The sequence below is a fragment of the Enterobacter sp. 18A13 genome, assembly GCF_007035975.1.
Classification (GTDB): domain Bacteria; phylum Pseudomonadota; class Gammaproteobacteria; order Enterobacterales; family Enterobacteriaceae; genus Enterobacter; species Enterobacter vonholyi.
The window spans coordinates 3,822,644-3,840,307 of record NZ_AP019634.1 but is presented as its reverse complement, the minus strand read 5'-3'; the positions used below and the strand labels follow the sequence as shown (position 1 = coordinate 3,840,307).

Annotated in this window: 16 protein-coding genes and 1 other RNA gene; 13 read left to right on the top strand and 4 right to left on the bottom strand. The window is 57.3% G+C overall.

The features are described 5' to 3' along the window. The first annotated feature begins 13 nt into the window (after window positions 1-13). The 4 genes from fbaA to FOY93_RS18410 all read left to right on the top strand — a co-directional run bounded on the left by fbaA (window position 14) and on the right by FOY93_RS18410 (window position 3,738). Entirely contained in the window at window positions 14-1,093 is a 1,080-nt protein-coding gene (gene fbaA, locus FOY93_RS18425) for a class II fructose-bisphosphate aldolase (RefSeq protein ID WP_008499731.1), read from the top strand. Between the two features lie 186 nt (window positions 1,094-1,279). After that, the gene (locus FOY93_RS18420) at window positions 1,280-2,134 is read left to right on the top strand and encodes a small-conductance mechanosensitive channel MscS (RefSeq protein ID WP_111963216.1); all 855 of its coding nucleotides are present in this window, start codon (window positions 1,280-1,282) and stop codon (window positions 2,132-2,134) included. Between the two features lie 145 nt (window positions 2,135-2,279). Next, the gene (argO, locus tag FOY93_RS18415; RefSeq protein ID WP_136195098.1) at window positions 2,280-2,915 is read left to right on the top strand and encodes an arginine exporter ArgO; all 636 of its coding nucleotides are present in this window, start codon (window positions 2,280-2,282) and stop codon (window positions 2,913-2,915) included. Between the two features lie 91 nt (window positions 2,916-3,006). After that, complete coding sequence (locus FOY93_RS18410; RefSeq protein WP_008499728.1) at window positions 3,007-3,738, top strand: oxidative stress defense protein; 732 nt, start codon at window positions 3,007-3,009, stop codon at window positions 3,736-3,738. A 43-nt stretch (window positions 3,739-3,781) separates the two neighbouring features. Here the strand turns inward: FOY93_RS18410 and argP are convergent, their stop codons facing one another. Then, the gene (gene argP / locus FOY93_RS18405) at window positions 3,782-4,675 is read right to left on the bottom strand and encodes a DNA-binding transcriptional regulator ArgP (protein ID WP_008499727.1); all 894 of its coding nucleotides are present in this window, start codon (window positions 4,673-4,675) and stop codon (window positions 3,782-3,784) included. 127 nt (window positions 4,676-4,802) lie between these two features. Here argP and rpiA point away from each other — a divergent pair, with 127 nt between their 5' ends. Together rpiA and serA are read left to right on the top strand one after the other, a co-directional pair. Beyond that, on the top strand, window positions 4,803-5,462 hold the full coding sequence (rpiA, locus tag FOY93_RS18400; RefSeq protein ID WP_143345512.1) for a ribose-5-phosphate isomerase RpiA: 660 nt from the start codon (window positions 4,803-4,805) through the stop codon (window positions 5,460-5,462). A 266-nt stretch (window positions 5,463-5,728) separates the two neighbouring features. After that, window positions 5,729-6,961: a phosphoglycerate dehydrogenase gene (gene serA, locus FOY93_RS18395; protein WP_127732258.1), complete on the top strand. Its 1,233-nt coding sequence runs from the start codon at window positions 5,729-5,731 to the stop codon at window positions 6,959-6,961. Window positions 6,962-7,057: 96 nt separating this feature from the next. On the opposite strand, the gene FOY93_RS18390 is transcribed toward serA, so the two are convergent. From FOY93_RS18390 to zapA, 3 genes are all read right to left on the bottom strand, one after another. Further along, window positions 7,058-7,654, bottom strand: a complete 597-nt coding sequence (locus FOY93_RS18390) for a 5-formyltetrahydrofolate cyclo-ligase (protein WP_111963212.1) — start codon at window positions 7,652-7,654, stop codon at window positions 7,058-7,060. Between the two features lie 24 nt (window positions 7,655-7,678). Beyond that, window positions 7,679-7,862, bottom strand: a non-coding RNA gene (ssrS, locus tag FOY93_RS18385) — 6S RNA. Window positions 7,863-7,903: 41 nt separating this feature from the next. After that, window positions 7,904-8,233: a cell division protein ZapA gene (zapA, locus tag FOY93_RS18380; RefSeq protein WP_006811891.1), complete on the bottom strand. Its 330-nt coding sequence runs from the start codon at window positions 8,231-8,233 to the stop codon at window positions 7,904-7,906. Between the two features lie 168 nt (window positions 8,234-8,401). On the opposite strand from zapA, the gene FOY93_RS18375 reads away from it, so the two are divergent. The 7 genes from FOY93_RS18375 (at window position 8,402) to gcvP (ending at window position 17,620) form a co-directional block, all read left to right on the top strand. After that, entirely contained in the window at window positions 8,402-8,980 is a 579-nt protein-coding gene (locus tag FOY93_RS18375) for a YecA/YgfB family protein (protein ID WP_029739212.1), read from the top strand. 31 nt (window positions 8,981-9,011) lie between these two features. Then, complete coding sequence (gene pepP / locus FOY93_RS18370; RefSeq protein WP_143345742.1) at window positions 9,012-10,325, top strand: Xaa-Pro aminopeptidase; 1,314 nt, start codon at window positions 9,012-9,014, stop codon at window positions 10,323-10,325. Further along, the gene (gene ubiH / locus FOY93_RS18365) at window positions 10,322-11,500 is read left to right on the top strand and encodes a 2-octaprenyl-6-methoxyphenyl hydroxylase (RefSeq protein WP_136195100.1); all 1,179 of its coding nucleotides are present in this window, start codon (window positions 10,322-10,324) and stop codon (window positions 11,498-11,500) included. Before pepP ends, ubiH begins: the two co-directional genes overlap by 4 nt. Window positions 11,501-11,512: 12 nt before the next feature. Beyond that, window positions 11,513-12,715, top strand: coding sequence for an FAD-dependent 2-octaprenylphenol hydroxylase (gene ubiI, locus FOY93_RS18360; RefSeq protein WP_136195101.1), 1,203 nt, complete (start codon window positions 11,513-11,515; stop codon window positions 12,713-12,715). A 397-nt stretch (window positions 12,716-13,112) separates the two neighbouring features. Then, a complete protein-coding gene (gene gcvT / locus FOY93_RS18355) occupies window positions 13,113-14,207 on the top strand; it encodes a glycine cleavage system aminomethyltransferase GcvT (protein ID WP_133295114.1) in 1,095 nt (364 codons plus the stop codon). Window positions 14,208-14,230: 23 nt separating this feature from the next. Continuing rightward, window positions 14,231-14,620, top strand: coding sequence for a glycine cleavage system protein GcvH (gcvH, locus tag FOY93_RS18350; protein ID WP_008499718.1), 390 nt, complete (start codon window positions 14,231-14,233; stop codon window positions 14,618-14,620). Between the two features lie 126 nt (window positions 14,621-14,746). Then, window positions 14,747-17,620 (top strand): aminomethyl-transferring glycine dehydrogenase, encoded by a 2,874-nt coding sequence (gene gcvP / locus FOY93_RS18345; RefSeq protein WP_143345510.1) that lies wholly within the window; start codon window positions 14,747-14,749, stop codon window positions 17,618-17,620. Window positions 17,621-17,664 lie beyond the last annotated feature (44 nt).

The window sequence follows — 17,664 nt, the reverse complement described above, 5'->3', positions numbered from 1 at the left end:
AGGACTAAGCAACATGTCTAAAATTTTTGATTTCGTAAAACCTGGCGTTATCACTGGTGATGACGTACAGAAAGTGTTCCAGGTAGCTAAAGAAAACAACTTCGCTCTGCCAGCAGTTAACTGCGTGGGTACTGACTCCATCAACGCCGTACTGGAAACTGCTGCTAAAGTTAAAGCTCCAGTTATCGTTCAGTTCTCTAACGGCGGCGCTGCGTTCATCGCAGGTAAAGGCGTGAAAACTGACATTCCTCAGGGTGCTGCAATCCTGGGCGCTATCTCTGGTGCGCACCACGTTCACCAGATGGCTGAACACTACGGTGTTCCAGTTATCCTGCACACTGACCACTGCGCGAAGAAACTGCTGCCGTGGATCGACGGTCTGCTGGATGCGGGTGAAAAACACTTCGCGGCAACCGGTAAGCCACTGTTCTCTTCTCACATGATCGACCTGTCTGAAGAGTCACTGCACGAAAACATCGAAATCTGCTCTAAGTACCTGGCGCGCATGGCCAAAATGGACATGACCCTGGAAATCGAACTGGGCTGCACCGGTGGTGAAGAAGACGGCGTGGACAACAGCCACATGGACGCTTCTGCCCTGTACACCCAGCCAGAAGACGTTGATTACGCTTACACCGAGCTGAGCAAAATCAGCCCACGCTTCACCATTGCAGCGTCCTTCGGTAACGTACACGGCGTTTACAAACCAGGTAACGTGGTTCTGACCCCGACCATCCTGCGTGATTCTCAGGAATACGTGTCTAAGAAACACAACCTGCCGCACAACAGCCTGAACTTCGTCTTCCACGGCGGTTCCGGTTCTTCTGCTCAGGAAATCAAAGACTCCGTAAGCTACGGCGTTGTGAAAATGAACATCGATACCGATACCCAGTGGGCAACCTGGGACGGTATCCTGCAGTACTACAAAGCGAACGAAGCTTACCTGCAGGGCCAGCTGGGCAACCCGAAAGGCGAAGACCAGCCGAACAAGAAATACTACGATCCACGCGTATGGCTGCGCGCTGCTCAGACGTCCATGGTGACCCGTCTGGAGCAGGCTTTCAAAGAACTGAACGCGATCGACGTTCTGTAATTTGAGCTGCTAACAGCATCAGAAGGCCCGCAAATGCGGGCCTTTTTTTATGCTTTTTCAATACCCTGCCAGACCTGTTTTTGTGATCTGTTTGGCAAACCCGGCGCTTTTTGTTTACCCTTTACGAACCTGCCTGTCTCCATGGGGGATGGATTTTGTGTTTTGGTTTAACAAAAGGAAGAATAAATGGAACAACTCGATGTTGTAGACAGCATCAATAACGCCGGTAACTGGCTGGTACGCAACCAGGCGCTATTGCTGAGCTATGCCGTGAACATCGTCGCGGCGATTGCCATCATCATCGTCGGGATGATCGTGGCGCGTATCGTATCGAACGCGGTTAACCGCGTGATGCTGGCCCGTCACATTGACGCCACGGTGGCTGATTTCCTCTCCGCACTGGTGCGCTACGGCGTTATCGCCTTTACGCTGATTGCGGCGCTGGGCCGTGTGGGCGTGCAGACCGCCTCCGTCATCGCCGTTCTCGGTGCCGCCGGTCTGGCCATTGGTCTGGCGCTGCAGGGCTCGCTTTCAAACCTGGCGGCAGGCGTGCTGCTGGTCACCTTCCGTCCGTTCCGCTCCGGCGAATACGTTGACCTGGGCGGCATTGCCGGAACCGTGCTGCAGGTGCAGATTTTCTCAACCACTATGCGTACCGTTGATGGCCGCATTGTGGTCGTGCCGAACGGGAAAATCATTGCAGGCAACATTATTAACTTCTCCCGTGAACCGGTGCGTCGTAACGAACTGATTATCAGCGTGGCGTATGACTCCGATATCGATCAGGTGAAGTCGCTGATTACTAATATCATTGCTTCAGACGATCGCATTCTGAAAGACAAAGAGCAGACGGTTCGCCTGAACGAACTGGGTGCTTCCTCCATTAACTTTGTGGTGCGCATCTGGAGCAAAAGCAGCGATCTGCAAAACGTGTACTGGGACGTGCTGGAACGCATTAAGCGCGACTTCGACGCCAACGGCATCAGCTTCCCGTACCCGCAGATGGACGTAAACGTCAAAAAAGTCAAAGAAGCAGAATAACGTCACCCGTAGGCCCGGTAAGTGCTCGCGCCACCGGGCTTTGCTTTCATAAGCTCCGCTAATACCCAATTAATATTATCCATTTCCTCTAATGTGATTCGCGCAGTATAGTCAGCCTCCAGAACAACACTGCGAGAAAATCGTCATGCTATCTTATTATTTTCAAGGGCTTGCCTTAGGTGCGGCCATGATCCTTCCGCTCGGCCCGCAAAATGCATTCGTGATGAATCAGGGCATCCGCCGTCAGTACCATCTGATGATTGCCCTGCTGTGCGCGGTAAGTGATTTACTGCTGATCTGCGCCGGGATTTTTGGCGGCAGCGCGCTGCTGATGCAGTCTCCGTGGCTGCTGGCGCTGGTTACCTGGGGCGGCGTGGCGTTTCTGCTCTGGTACGGTTTTGGTGCCCTGAAAACGGCGATGAGCAGCAACCTCGAGCTGGCGAGCGCGGAGGTCATGAAGCAGGGCCGCTGGAAGATTATCGTCACCATGCTGGCGGTCACCTGGCTTAATCCGCATGTTTATCTCGACACCTTTGTGGTGCTGGGCAGCCTGGGCGGACAGCTGGACGTTGAGCCAAAGCGCTGGTTTGCGCTCGGTACGATCAGCGCCTCTTTCCTGTGGTTCTTCGGTCTCGCCATTCTGGCGGCATGGCTGGCGCCCCGCCTGCGTACGGCCAAAGCCCAGCGCATCATTAATACCCTGGTCGGCCTGGTGATGTGGTTTATCGCTTTCCAACTGGCGAAAGAGGGGATTCATCATGTCCAGGAATTGTTCAACTAATCCTTGTCTTATGGACAACTGAACAAGACCCGCTAAGCTTGCTGGCATGCGCCCTGTTAATGGGCACTCTTCGCAACATGGAGGAATGACAGTGAAGTTTAAAGTGATGGCCCTGGCGGCATTAGTAAGTTTCGGTGCGGTGTCGGTGCAGGCAAGTGAACTGCCGGATGGCCCGCACATCGTCACTTCAGGCACCGCAAGCGTGGACGCGGTACCCGATGTTGCAACCCTGGCAATTGAGGTGAATGTGGCGGCGAAAGATGCGGCGACGGCCAAGAAGCAGGCTGACGATCGCGTTGCGCAATACCTCTCTTTCCTCGAGCAGAACGGTGTCGGTAAAAAAGATATCAACTCTGCGAACCTGCGTACTCAACCCGATTACGACTACCAGAATGGTAAAAGCATCCTGAAGGGCTACCGCGCCGTGCGTACCGTTGAAGTGACCGTGCGTCAGCTGGATAAGCTTAACTCGCTGCTGGACGGTGCGCTGAAGGCGGGTCTCAACGAAATTCGTTCCGTGTCGCTGGGCGTTGCGCAACCGGAGAAATACAAAGACGAAGCGCGTAAAGCGGCTATTGATGATGCCATTCACCAGGCGGAACAGCTGGCTTCTGGCTTTAAGAGCAAGCTCGGCCCGGTTTATAGCGTGCGTTACCACGTCTCTAACTACCAGCCAAGCCCGATGGTTCGTATGATGAAGGCTGATGCAGCCCCGGTATCCGCTCAGGAAACTTACGAGCAGCCAACTATTCAGTTCGACGATCAGGTCGATGTGGTCTTCCAGCTGGAGCCTGTTGCAGCACAGCCTAAACCGGCTCAGTAATCTGCAGGCCGGGTAAGGCGTAGCCTCCACCCGGCTTTTCTTTTTAATCCTGTCTCAACACCTTATGCCCGTATGCCAGCAGCGCGTCGGTGACGTTGCGCATCATACGGCTTTCCGGCGCAAAACGGTGCCAGTAGAGCATCCGGCGCTGATACAGCCCCGGCGTCAGGTCAATCAGCTCACCGCTTTTCAACTCTTTCTCAATCTGCAGGTGTGGGATCATGCAGCAGGTGGTGCCCTGGCGCGCAAGCTGCACGAAGGCTTCAGACGAGTTGACGATATGGCACGGCACGCTGCCAGGCGGCAGATCGAAGTTTTGCTGCAGGAACGCCTGATGCATATCGTCCAGATGGTCGAACGCCACGGCAGGGGCTTTCAGCAGCGCGGCGCGGGTGACGCCGTTGGGGAAGTAGCGCTCGGCAAAGGCTTTTGACCCCACAAACAGGTAGTCCAGTGCGCCCAGCTGATCGACAAGACAGCTTGGCAGCGCCTGAGGCTGAATACTGACGGCCCCAACCACTTCACCGCGACGCAGGCGCTCCTGGGTTCGGGTTTCATCTTCAACCTGTAAGTTCAGGCGGATAGGGGAATCTGCTAATACCGGCGCAAGAGCCGGCAGCAGCCAGGTTGCCAGACTGTCGGCGTTGACCGCCAGAGAGAGCAGCAGCGGCGTAGAGCCCGTTTGTTCGTCACCCAGCCACTCGTCTTCCAGCAGTTCAACCTGGCGCAGCAGGGCGAGGAGTTTTTGCCCTTGCTCGGTTGGACGTGGCGGCACGGTACGCACCAGCAGCGGCTGGCCGAACATGTTTTCAAGCTGTTTTATACGCTGTGATACGGCGGACTGGGTGATGCAAAGCTTTTGCGCCGCGCGCTCAAAACCGCGTTCACGAATAACTGCATCAAGTGCCTGTAGTGTTCTGTAGTCCGGACGTTTCATTGCTCTGGCTGACTCCTTAATTTTGCTTATTCTGCACTATGACACAATTTTCCCTTTGTGGCAGACGAATTCCATTCGACGTGTTCTATAATGCGCCCTGAGTTTTCACACCACAGGCAAAACGATCATGACGCAGGATGAACTGAAAAAAGCAGTAGGATGGGCCGCTCTCCAGTACGTACAGCCGGGTACCATTGTTGGTGTCGGTACGGGATCAACCGCGGCACACTTTATCGATGCGCTGGGCACGATGAAGGGGCATATCGAGGGCGCGGTTTCCAGCTCTGATGCTTCCACGGAAAAGCTGAAAAGCCTCGGCATTACCGTTTTCGATCTCAACGAAGTGGATCGTCTGGGGATTTACGTTGACGGCGCGGATGAAATAAACGGCCACATGCAGATGATCAAAGGCGGCGGCGCGGCGCTAACACGCGAAAAAATCATCGCCTCTGTTGCAGACAAGTTTATCTGCATCGCGGACGCCTCCAAGCAGGTCGACATTCTGGGTAATTTCCCGCTGCCGGTCGAAGTGATCCCAATGGCCCGTAGCGCGGTTGCCCGTCAGCTGGTGAAGCTTGGCGGTCGTCCGGAATACCGTCAGGGTGTAGTCACCGATAACGGTAACGTGATCCTCGACGTTCACGGTCTGGAAATTCTTGACGCGATTGCGCTGGAAAATGCCATCAACGGCATTCCGGGCGTAGTGACCGTAGGGCTATTCGCCAACCGTGGCGCGGATGTGGCGCTGATCGGCACCGCTGACGGCGTGAAAACCATCGTAAAATGATCTGATGGGGGGAGTCCTCCCCCCGCTAAAAAATTTTTGAAAAGCTAAATTCGGTGACTTGTGTCACGTTTTTACGCCTCTTTTGCCGATCCTGCCGCGTTTGTAAATTTCCATAGCATTTTCCTCTGACATTTTGCTCTGTATGACTTTTCTTCAGAGTGCCGACGCAAACGTTCATATTGCTGCAATAGTTTTTTTTGATATGTTGGCTACGGCGGATTCATATCCAGCACAACATCAGTTCAGACAAAAACAGGGTCGGGTAAATGGCAAAGGTATCACTGGAGAAAGACAAGATTAAATTCCTGCTGGTTGAGGGCGTACATCAAAAAGCAATCGATAGCCTTCGTGCGGCAGGTTACACCAACATCGAATTTCACAAAGGCGCGCTCGATACCGAAGAGCTGAAAGCGTCCATCCGTGATGCCCACTTCATTGGCCTGCGATCCCGTACTCACCTGACTGAAGAGGTTATTGCCGCGGCGGAAAAGCTGGTGGCTATCGGCTGCTTCTGCATTGGTACCAACCAGGTTGACCTGAATGCTGCAGCGAAACGCGGTATTCCCGTCTTCAATGCCCCGTTCTCTAACACCCGTTCCGTGGCGGAGCTGGTGATTGGCGAACTGCTGCTTCTGCTGCGCGGCATTCCTGAAGCTAACGCCAAGGCGCACCGCGGCGTGTGGAACAAACTGGCGTCTGGCTCATATGAAGCGCGTGGTAAAAAGCTGGGGATTATCGGCTACGGCCACATCGGTACCCAACTGGGGATTCTGGCGGAATCTCTCGGTATGCATGTCTATTTTTACGATATCGAAAGCAAGCTGCCGCTGGGGAATGCCACCCAGGTTCAACACCTGTCTGACCTGCTGAACATGAGTGACGTGGTGAGCCTGCACGTGCCGGAAAATGCGTCCACCAAAAACATGATGGGCGCGGAAGAGCTGGCGCTGATGAAGCCGGGCTCACTGCTGATTAACGCCGCGCGCGGCACGGTTGTCGATATCCCTGCGCTGTGCGATGCGCTGAAGCGTAAGCATCTGGCGGGCGCCGCCATCGACGTGTTCCCGACGGAGCCTGCGACCAACAGCGATCCGTTTACCTCTCCGCTGTGCGAGTTCGACAACGTGATCCTGACGCCTCACATTGGCGGTTCCACCCAGGAAGCGCAGGAGAACATCGGTCTGGAAGTGGCGGGTAAACTGAGCAAATACTCCGACAACGGTTCTACGCTCTCTGCCGTGAACTTCCCGGAAGTGTCTCTGCCGCTGCACGGTGGTCGTCGTCTGCTGCACATCCACGAAAACCGTCCAGGCGTGCTGACCGCGATCAACCAGATCTTTGCCGAGCAGGGCGTCAACATTGCCGCGCAGTATCTGCAGACGAACTCGCAGATGGGCTACGTGGTTATTGATATCGAAGCGGATGATGATGTGGCCGAGAAAGCGCTGCTGAGCATGAAGGCCATCCCGGGGACGATTCGCGCGCGTCTGCTGTACTGATAGTGCGGTTTGTGGTGTCGGGTGGCGGCTGCGCCTTACCCGACCTACTCTGAGCATTTGTAGGCCGGGTAAGCGTAAGCGCCACCCGGCTTTATTCTACCAGACCCAGATTTTGCTGGGCGTCACCACCGCCGGCAACGGCACATCCCATTTCTCCACCGGTAACGCCTCCACGCCCTGACAATCATGCGCATAGCCCACCGGCTGCAACCCGTACTGCTGCCAGTTTTGCAGCGTCCGGTCATAAAAACCGCCGCCCATCCCTAAACGCTGGCCCTGTTCATCAAACGCCACCAGCGGCGTGATCAGTACATCCAGCTGTGACAGCGGCAGCACGTCGCGCACGTCGAGTTTCGGTTCGGTGATTTTCAGGCGATTCACCACCAGCTCGCTGTGCGGATGGTAGTGCAGAAACAGCAGATTCCCCTCGCTAAACGGGTGCAGCACCGGCAGATAGACCTTCTTCCCGGCGCGCCAGAGTTGCTCTATCAGCGGTTGGGTGTCCAGCTCGCCGTCAAACGACAGAAACAGCGCAACGGTATGCGCCATCAGGACAGGGGGATACGCCATCATACGGGCGGCGGCCTGCTGGGCAAAATGCGCTTGCTGATCGGAGGTTAACGCACGGCGGCGCTGACGAATTAGCTGACGGATGTCCTGGCGTGAAGCAGAAACTTCAGGGAATTGAGTCATGGTAGTCGGTAGAAGAAAAGAGAGGGAATCTCCGAGATGCCGCCGCAGGCTGTAACCCTTGAACCCTTGGTTCAAGGTGAATGTGTCGTCATAGTTTTAAGGCTTCTCGGACGGACCGAGCATGCTCACCAACCATGGAGCGCCACATTCTTGTGGTATGAAATATCGGCTCAGGGGACTGGCCCGCTTGCGAACATCTCAGAGAAATTTTGTCTTCACAGTTACTCTACCATAGTCAACTGAGAAGTGTTATTCAAACTTGGGTCCCGGTCTTTCGGGATTGCGACCTTGATCAAGCAATGCCTGTTCTATGGTCTGCTGGAGCATTTTAATGCGCTGCTCCATGCTTGCCGCGTAGTCGCGGGTCTTCGCTTTTTCCTGAGTCAGTTCATAGCTGATGTTCAACGCGGCGATGAAAACCAGCTGCTCAGTATTTGTGACTCTAGTGCGTTCTTTTAGATCTTGCAACCGCTGATTCAAATCGTCCGCAGCCTGATTCAAAGCATCCCTTTGTTCAGGCGGACAATTCACTCGCAGTGAACGGCCAAAAATCTGGAGATCGACGGGTTGTGCAGACATGCCACCTTCCTGCTGATTGACTGCGCTGCCTTCGCTTACGGCCCCGGGGGCTGCGAAGGGGCGACACTATAGCTACCCTGATGTGAAGATACAAGCCCTTTTCTGGTATCACCAGGGTCCAAAGTGGTAGCATATCATGAAACTTCCCCCCTTTGACGACGAATGCTCATGTCTATACAGAACGAAATGCCTGGTTACAAGGATTTAAACCAGTTACTGAACCAGCAGGGAGTCGGTTTAACCCCTGCCGAAATGCACGGTCTGATCAGTGGCATGCTGTGCGGCGGAAACAGCGACAGCTCATGGCAGCCGCTGATCCACGACCTCACGAATGAAGGGCTGGCGTTTGGTCACGAGCTGGCGGAAGCGCTGCGTAAAATGCACGCCGCCACCAGCGATTCTCTGGAAGACGATGGCTTCCTTTTTCAGCTTTATCTGCCTGAAGGCGACGACGTTAGCGTGTTCGATCGCGCCGATGCGCTGGCCGGCTGGGTAAACCACTATCTGCTGGGGCTGGGCGTGACGCAGCCTAAACTGGATAAAGTGACCGGCGAAGCGGGTGAGGCGATCGACGATCTGCGTAATATCGCTCAGCTCGGCTACGATGAAGACGAAGACCAGGAAGAGCTGGAAATGTCTCTCGAAGAGATCATCGAGTACGTGCGCGTGGCGGCACTGCTGTGCCACGACAACTTTACGCGCTCACAGCCGACCGCGCCGGAAGTCCGCAAGCCAACCTTACATTAAGAAAAATAACGCACAGGAGGGTGTCATGGTTATCTCGAGTCAAGAGTATTCGCGCCGCCGTCAGGCGCTGCTGGCGAAAATGCAGCCGGGGAGCGCCGCGCTAATTTTTGCTGCGCCCGAAGTGACGCGCAGCGCCGACAGCGAATATCCCTATCGCCAGAGCAGCGATTTCTGGTACTTCACCGGCTTTAACGAGCCGGAAGCGGTGCTGGTGCTGATTAAGAGCAATGACACCCACAACCACAGCGTGATTTTCAACCGCGTACGAGACTTAACTGCTGAAATCTGGTTTGGCCGCCGCCTGGGGCAAGAGGCCGCACCGGCGAAGCTGGGCGTTGACCGCGCGCTGGCGTTTAGCGAAATCAACCAGCAGCTTTATCAGCTGCTTAACGGCCTCGACGTGCTCTATCACGCGCAGGGTGAATATGCCTACGCCGATGAGATTGTTTTCACCGCGCTGGATAAGCTGCGCAAAGGCTCGCGGCAGAACCTGTCCGCGCCGGCCACGCTGACGGACTGGCGTCCGGTGGTGCATGAGATGCGCCTGTTCAAGTCTGAAGACGAGCTTAACATGATGCGCCGTGCGGGCGAAATCAGCGCCCTGGCGCACACCCGCGCAATGGAGAAATGCCGTCCCGGGATGTTCGAATACCAGCTGGAAGGCGAAATTCACCACGAATTTAACCGCCACGGCGCGCGCTATCCCTCTTACAACACCATTGTCGGCGGCGGGGAAAACGGCTGCATTTTGCACTACACCGAAAACGAAAGCGCGCTGCGCGACGGCGATCTGGTGCTGATTGATGCCGGCTGCGAATATCAGGGCTATGCGGGGGACATAACCCGTACCTTCCCGGTGAACGGTAAGTTCTCACCGGCACAGCGCGCCATTTACGACATCGTTCTCGAGTCTCTTGAGACGGCGCTCAGGCTGTATCGTCCCGGTACCTCCATGCAGGAAGTGACCGGCGAAGTGGTGCGCATCATGATTACCGGTCTGGTCAGGCTCGGGATCCTGAAAGGGGATGTAGACACCCTGATTGCTGAAAATGCGCATCGACCGTATTTCATGCACGGCCTGAGCCACTGGCTGGGGCTGGACGTGCATGACGTTGGCGCGTACGGCACCGACCGTTCGCGCGTGCTGGAGCCGGGCATGGTGTTAACCGTGGAGCCGGGCCTGTATATCGCGCCGGATGCCGACGTGCCTGAAGAGTACCGCGGGATTGGCATTCGTATTGAAGATGACATCGTGATTACCGAAACCGGTAACGAAAACCTGACCGCCAGCGTCGTGAAAAACGCTGACGATATCGAGGCGCTGATGGCAGCGGCACGCGCATGAGCGTGATTATCGTTGGCGGCGGCATGACCGGGGCCACGCTGGCGCTGGCCATTTCGCATTTGACGCAGGGCCAGCTTCCGGTGCACCTGGTGGAAGCCGTTGCGCCAGAGGCGTCAAACCACCCCGGTTTTGATGCGCGCGCCATTGCGCTGGCGCAGGGCACCTGCCAGCAGCTTTCGCGCATTGGTATCTGGCAGGCGATAGCCGACCGCGCCACGGCGATCGGTACCGTGCACGTCAGCGATCGCGGCCATGCTGGCTTTGTCACGCTGGACGCGCAGGACTACCGGATTGATGCCCTGGGTCAGGTCGTTGAGCTGCACGACGTCGGATTGGGACTGTTCCGCCTGCTCCAGGACGCGCCGGGCGTCACGCTGCATTGTCCGGCGCGCGTGGCCAGCGTGAGCCGTAGTGAGGCGTCGGTTAGCGTGACGCTGGAAAACGGCACCGTTCTTGAAGGCCAGCTTCTGGTCGCCGCGGACGGTTCGCGCTCGTCGCTCGGCAGCCAGTGTGGCGTGGAGTGGCGCCAGCAGCCTTACGGGCAGGTGGCGGTCATTGCGAACGTCTCTACCGCAGCTGAACACCACGGCAGGGCGTTTGAACGCTTTACGCAGCATGGTCCGCTGGCGATGCTGCCGATGTCGGACGGGCGCTGTTCCCTGGTGTGGTGTCATCCTCAGGATAAGGCGGAAGAGGTTAAGGGCTGGTCCGACGAACGTTTTTGTACCGAGCTGCAGAAAGCCTTTGGCTGGCGGCTGGGGCGTATTACCCACGCAGGCAAGCGGACGGTCTACCCGCTTTCGCTGACCACGGCGTCTCAGTCTGTCTCCCATCGTCTGGCGCTTGTCGGTAATGCCGCACAGACGCTGCACCCCATCGCGGGGCAAGGCTTTAACCTGGGCTTACGCGACGTCATGAGCCTGGCCGAATCACTGGCGCATGCGTGGGGCGAGCAAAAAGACTGCGGGGCGTATTCGGTGCTGATTCATTACCAGAAGCGCCGTCAGGCGGATAAAGAGGCCACCATCGGCGTTACCGACGGCTTAGTCCATCTCTTTGCCAATCGCTGGGCACCGCTGGTTGCGGGCCGCAACCTCGGGCTGATGGCGATGGAACTATTCATTCCGGCACGTGACGTGCTGGCGCAGCGGACCCTGGGTTGGGTCGCGCGTTAAGGAGTTATCATCGTGCAAAATGTTGATGTCGCCATCGTTGGCGGCGGAATGGTTGGACTGGCATTGGCCTGTGGATTGCAGGGCAGCGGCCTGCGCGTGGCGGTGCTGGAGCAAAAGCAGCCCCAGCCCGTTGCACCGGATGCGCCGCCGGAACTCCGCGTCTCGGCGATCAATGCGGCCAGCGAAAAGCTGCTGACGCACCTTGGCGTCTGGGCAGATATTGTGGCGCATCGCGCCAGCTGCTATCACGGCATGGAAGTGTGGGATAAGGACAGCTTTGGTCATATTGCTTTTGATGATGAAAGCATGGGCTATAGCCATCTGGGGCACATCGTTGAAAACGCGGTGATCCACCACGCGCTGTGGCAGAAAGCACAGCAGTGCAGCGACGTGACGCTGATTGCGCCTGCGCAGATCCAGCAGGTGGCATGGGGCGAAAACGAGGCGTTTATCACCCTGCAGAGCGGCGACATGCTGACCGCGCGTCTGGTAGTCGGTGCTGACGGTGCGAACTCCTGGCTGCGGAATAAAGCCGACATCCCGCTGACCTTCTGGGACTATCGTCATCACGCGCTGGTCGCGACGATCCGTACCGAAGAGCCGCACGGCGGCGTGGCGCGCCAGATTTTCCACAACGACGGCATTCTGGCGTTCCTGCCGCTTAGCGACCCGCACCTGTGCTCGATTGTCTGGTCCCTGGTGCCGGAAAAAGCCCAGCAGATGCATGAGGCGACGCCGGAGGCCTTTAGCCAGGCGCTGTGCGTGGCCTTTGATAACCGCCTTGGCCTGTGCACGCTTGAAAGCGAACGTCAGGTATTCCCGTTAACCGGCCGCTACGCGCGTCAGTTTGCGGCGCACCGTCTGGCGCTGGTGGGGGATGCGGCGCATACCATTCATCCCCTGGCAGGACAGGGCGTTAACCTCGGCTTTATGGACGCGGCGGAGCTGGTTGAGGAGCTGCGTCGCCTGCATCGCGAAGGGAAAGATATTGGTCAGCATCTGTACCTGCGCCGCTACGAGCGCAGCCGCAAGCACAGCGCGGCGATGATGCTGGCGGGCATGCAGGGCTTCCGCGAGCTGTTTGCCGGAGCGAATCCAGCGAAAAAACTGCTGCGCGATATTGGCCTCAAGCTTGCTGACACCCTTCCGGGCGTTAAGCCCCAACTCCTCCGTCAGGCGATGGGTCTTAACGACCTGCCGGACTGGCTGCGTTAATTTAGACCCCGGTCACACTTTCTTTTCCCGGCCTCTGCGCCGGGGAAATTCCCTCGTTTGAAATATTCTAATTTCACGTCATTTTTCGCATTAGATAATCTAATGTCGCATTTTTCTCGTTACGGAAATTCGGCCCGATTTTCCGCACGAAATATCACCATGTGCTAAATCCTGTTAGAGCATTGTTAATTTTGTGCGGGGTTAATCGCATTTTTCCAGTGAATAACTCTGTAGGCTTTTTAGCGTTTTTTGGTCATAAGCTAATGTGATGACCCATTTTGCCTTATGGTTAACCGCCGGTTTCGGTGGTAAGTTCAGGTAAAAGAGAACGTTTGCGTCGGTGCCCGAACGCGGGGCCGATACCGGGTTTCACGGTGAATTTTTCAACGAGGACAAGATGGCTCAACAGACTCCTTTGTACGAACAACACGTGTTATGCGGCGCCCGCATGGTGGACTTCCATGGCTGGATGATGCCGCTGCACTACGGCTCTCAGATTGATGAGCACCACGCGGTGCGCACCGATGCCGGTATGTTCGACGTGTCCCATATGACGATTGTCGATCTGCGCGGTAGCCGCACCCGGGAGTTTTTGCGTTATCTGCTGGCAAACGACGTCGCCAAACTGAAGACGCCGGGCAAAGCGCTCTATACCGGCATGCTGAATGCCTCGGGCGGCGTGATTGATGACCTTATCGTTTATTACTTCACTGAAGATTTCTTCCGCCTCGTTGTAAACTCCGCCACCCGCGAAAAAGACCTCTCCTGGATCACCCAACACGCCGAACCTTATGCCATCGACATCACCGTCCGTGACGATCTGTCGCTGATCGCCGTGCAGGGACCAAACGCGCAGGCGAAAGCCGCCTCTCTGTTTAACGACGAGCAGCGCAAAGCAACCGAAGGCATGAAGCCGTTCTTCGGCGTGCAGGCGGGCGATCTGTTTATCGCCACCACCGGCTACACCGGTGAAGCCGGCTACGAAATTGCGATGCCGAACGAGAAGGCCGCTGATTTCTGGCGTGCGCTGGTGGAAGCGGGCGTGAAGCCTGCGGGTCTGGGCGCGCGCGATACGCTGCGTCTGGAAGCGGGAATGAACCTTTACGGTCAGGAGATGGATGAAGGCGTCTCTCCGCTGGCCGCCAACATGGGCTGGACCATCGCGTGGGAACCGGCTGACCGTGAGTTTATTGGCCGTGAAGCGCTGGAGATGCAGCGCGAGAAGGGCACCGAACAGCTGGTGGGACTGGTGATGAAGGAAAAAGGCGTGCTGCGCGGCGAGCTGCCGGTGCGCTTTACCGATGCTGACGGCAATCATCGCGAAGGCGTGATCACCAGCGGAACCTTCTCACCGACGCTGGGCTACAGTATTGCACTGGCACGCGTGCCGGCGGGCATTGGCGAAACGGCGGTGGTGCAAATCCGCAACCGCGAAATGCCGGTCAACGTGACCAAACCGATTTTTGTTCGCGCCGGTAAGCCGGTCGCCTAATCATTTTTATCAGGAGAACTTCAATGAGCAATGTGCCAGCAGAACTGAAATACAGCAAAGAACACGAGTGGCTGCGCAAAGAGGCGGACGGCACTTACACCGTAGGGATCACCGAGCACGCGCAAGAGCTGCTGGGCGACATGGTGTTTGTTGACCTGCCTGACGTGGGCACGACCGTTAGCGCGGGCGACGACTGCGCCGTAGCAGAGTCCGTAAAAGCAGCATCTGACATCTATGCCCCTGTAAGCGGTGAGATTGTCGCCGTCAACGATGCGCTGAGCGATTCGCCGGAGCTGGTCAACAGCGAGCCTTATGAAGGCGGCTGGATCTTCAAGATCAAAGCCAGCGACGAATCCCAGGTTGCCGCGCTGCTGGATGCGACCGCGTACGAAGCACTGTTAGAAGACGAGTAAGCCATTATCCCTCTCCCCTTTGCGGAGAGGGTAGGGTGAGGGGAACAGACGACACCCTCACCCCAGCCCTCTCCCTCAGGGAGAGGGAGAAAACACATTCACTGCACGTTTCAGGAACCATCGCTCATGACACAGACTTTAAGCCAGCTTGAAAACCGTGGCGCCTTCATCGAACGTCACATTGGGCCGGATGCTCAGCAACAGCAGGAGATGCTGAAGACGGTTGGCGCGGATTCATTAGACGCACTGATCGGCCAGATTGTGCCAAAAGACATCCAGCTTGCCACGCCGCCTCAGGTGGGGGAAGCCACCACGGAATTCGCCGCGCTGGCGGAGCTGAAGGCCATCGCCGGCCTGAACAAGCGCTATAAGTCTTACATTGGCATGGGCTACACCAACGTGCAGTTGCCGCCGGTGATCCTGCGCAACATGCTGGAAAACCCGGGCTGGTACACCGCTTACACCCCCTATCAGCCAGAAGTCTCCCAGGGCCGCCTGGAAGCACTGCTGAACTTCCAGCAGGTGACGCTGGACCTTACCGGCATGGATATCGCCTCTGCTTCTCTGCTGGACGAAGCGACCGCCGCCGCCGAAGCGATGGCGATGGCTAAGCGAGTGAGCAAGCTGAAAAATGCTAACCGCTTCTTCGTGGCGGCGGACGTGCATCCGCAGACGCTGGACGTGGTGCGCACTCGCGCAGAGACCTTCGGCTTTGACGTAATCGTCGACGACGCTGACAAAGTGCTGGATCATCAGGACGTTTTCGGCGTTCTGCTGCAGCAGGTGGGCACCACCGGCGAAGTTCACGACTACGGCGCGCTGATTGCCGAGCTGAAATCCCGCAAGGTGGTTGTTAGCGTTGCCGCCGATTTTATGGCGCTGGTGCTGCTGACGGCACCGGGCAAACAGGGCGCGGATATCGTCTTCGGCTCTGCGCAACGCTTCGGCGTACCGATGGGCTACGGCGGCCCGCACGCGGCGTTCTTCGGCGCGAAAGATGAATTCAAACGCTCCATGCCTGGCCGTATTATCGGCGTCTCCAAAGATGCTGCCGGTAATACCGCGCTGCGCATGGCGATGCAGACCCGCGAGCAGCACATCCGCCGCGAGAAAGCGAACTCCAACATCTGTACCTCACAGGTGCTGCTGGCAAACATCGCCAGCCTGTACGCCGTGTTCCACGGCCCGGCTGGTCTGAAGCGCATTGCCAGCCGCATTCACCGCCTGGCCGATATTCTGGCCTGCAGCCTGCAGCAGAAAGGCCTTAAGCTGCGCCACGCTCACTACTTCGACACCCTGTGTGTGGACGTGGCGGACAAAGCGGCCGTGCTGGCCCGCGCGGACGCGGCAAAGATCAACCTGCGCAGCGACATCCACAACGCCGTCGGCATTACGCTCGATGAAAGCACCACCCGCGACGATATCCTGAACCTGTTCAGCGTGCTACTGGGTGACGCGCACGGTCTGGACATTGATGCGCTCGACAAAGAGGTCGCGCTCGACAGCCGCTCCATTCAGGACAGCATGCTGCGTAATGATGCGATCCTGACGCATCCGGTCTTCAATCGCTACCACAGCGAAACCGAGATGATGCGTTACATGCACTCTCTGGAGCGCAAGGATCTGGCGCTGAACCAGGCGATGATCCCGCTGGGATCCTGCACCATGAAGCTGAATGCTGCAGCAGAGATGATCCCGATCACCTGGCCTGAATTCTCCGAGCTGCACCCGTTCTGCCCGCCGGAGCAGGCAGAAGGTTATCATATGATGATCAACCAGCTTTCCGACTGGCTGGTGAAGCTGACCGGTTATGACGCGCTCTGCATGCAGCCGAACTCCGGCGCGCAGGGTGAATATGCGGGCCTGCTGGCAATCCGTCACTATCACGAAAGCCGCAACGAAGGTCACCGCGATATCTGCCTGATCCCAAGCTCCGCCCACGGTACCAACCCGGCCTCTGCCCAGATGGCGGGTATGGAAGTGGTTGTGGTGGCGTGCGATAAGAACGGCAACATCGATCTGGTCGACCTGCGCGCGAAAGCCGAGCAGGCGGGCGACAGGCTCTCCTGCATCATGGTGACCTATCCGTCCACCCACGGCGTGTACGAAGAGACTATCCGTGAAGTGTGCGAAGTGGTGCACCAGTTCGGCGGTCAGGTTTATCTCGATGGCGCAAACATGAACGCTCAGGTGGGCATTACCTCTCCGGGCTTTATCGGCGCGGACGTGTCGCACCTTAACCTGCACAAAACCTTCTGCATCCCGCACGGCGGTGGCGGCCCGGGCATGGGTCCTATCGGCGTGAAAGCGCACCTGGCGCCGTTTGTCCCAGGCCACAGCGTAGTTCAGATCGAAGGCATGCTGACCCGTCAGGGCGCGGTCTCTGCGGCACCGTTCGGTAGCGCCTCTATCCTGCCAATCAGCTGGATGTACATCCGCATGATGGGCGCGGAAGGGCTGAAGCAGGCGAGCCAGGTGGCAATTCTGAATGCCAACTATATTGCGACGCGCCTGAAGTCTGCCTTCCCGGTGCTCTATACCGGCCGCGACGGTCGCGTGGCGCACGAGTGCATCCTCGATATTCGTCCGCTGAAAGAGCAGACCGGCATTAGCGAGCTGGATATCGCCAAGCGTCTGATCGACTACGGCTTCCACGCGCCAACCATGTCGTTCCCGGTTGCGGGTACGCTGATGGTTGAGCCAACGGAGTCTGAAAGCAAAGCAGAGCTGGACCGCTTTATCGACGCGATGCTGGCCATCCGCATGGAGATCGACCGCGTGCAGGACGGCGAGTGGACGCTGGAAGATAACCCGCTGGTCAACGCTCCGCACACCCAGCACGAGATGGTGGCTGAGTGGAACCACGGTTATTCCCGCGAGCTGGCGGTCTTCCCGGCAGGCGTGGCGAACAAATACTGGCCGACCGTGAAGCGTCTCGATGACGTTTACGGCGACCGTAACCTGTTCTGCTCCTGCGTACCGATGAGCGAATACCAGTAATCGCGCTGGTGCAGTAATCCAGTCCGGGTAAGGCGAAGCCGCCA

Coding starts and splice junctions, on each gene's coding strand:
- fbaA (WP_008499731.1), top strand. CDS start 14: ATGTCTAAAATTTTTGATTTCGTAAAACCTGGCGTTATCACTGGTGAT.
- FOY93_RS18420 (WP_111963216.1), top strand. CDS start 1,280: ATGGAACAACTCGATGTTGTAGACAGCATCAATAACGCCGGTAACTGG.
- argO (WP_136195098.1), top strand. CDS start 2,280: ATGCTATCTTATTATTTTCAAGGGCTTGCCTTAGGTGCGGCCATGATC.
- argP (WP_008499727.1), bottom strand. CDS start 4,675: ATGAAACGTCCGGACTACAGAACACTACAGGCACTTGATGCAGTTATT.
- rpiA (WP_143345512.1), top strand. CDS start 4,803: ATGACGCAGGATGAACTGAAAAAAGCAGTAGGATGGGCCGCTCTCCAG.
- serA (WP_127732258.1), top strand. CDS start 5,729: ATGGCAAAGGTATCACTGGAGAAAGACAAGATTAAATTCCTGCTGGTT.
- FOY93_RS18390 (WP_111963212.1), bottom strand. CDS start 7,654: ATGACTCAATTCCCTGAAGTTTCTGCTTCACGCCAGGACATCCGTCAG.
- zapA (WP_006811891.1), bottom strand. CDS start 8,233: ATGTCTGCACAACCCGTCGATCTCCAGATTTTTGGCCGTTCACTGCGA.
- FOY93_RS18375 (WP_029739212.1), top strand. CDS start 8,402: ATGTCTATACAGAACGAAATGCCTGGTTACAAGGATTTAAACCAGTTA.
- ubiH (WP_136195100.1), top strand. CDS start 10,322: ATGAGCGTGATTATCGTTGGCGGCGGCATGACCGGGGCCACGCTGGCG.
- gcvT (WP_133295114.1), top strand. CDS start 13,113: ATGGCTCAACAGACTCCTTTGTACGAACAACACGTGTTATGCGGCGCC.
- gcvH (WP_008499718.1), top strand. CDS start 14,231: ATGAGCAATGTGCCAGCAGAACTGAAATACAGCAAAGAACACGAGTGG.
- gcvP (WP_143345510.1), top strand. CDS start 14,747: ATGACACAGACTTTAAGCCAGCTTGAAAACCGTGGCGCCTTCATCGAA.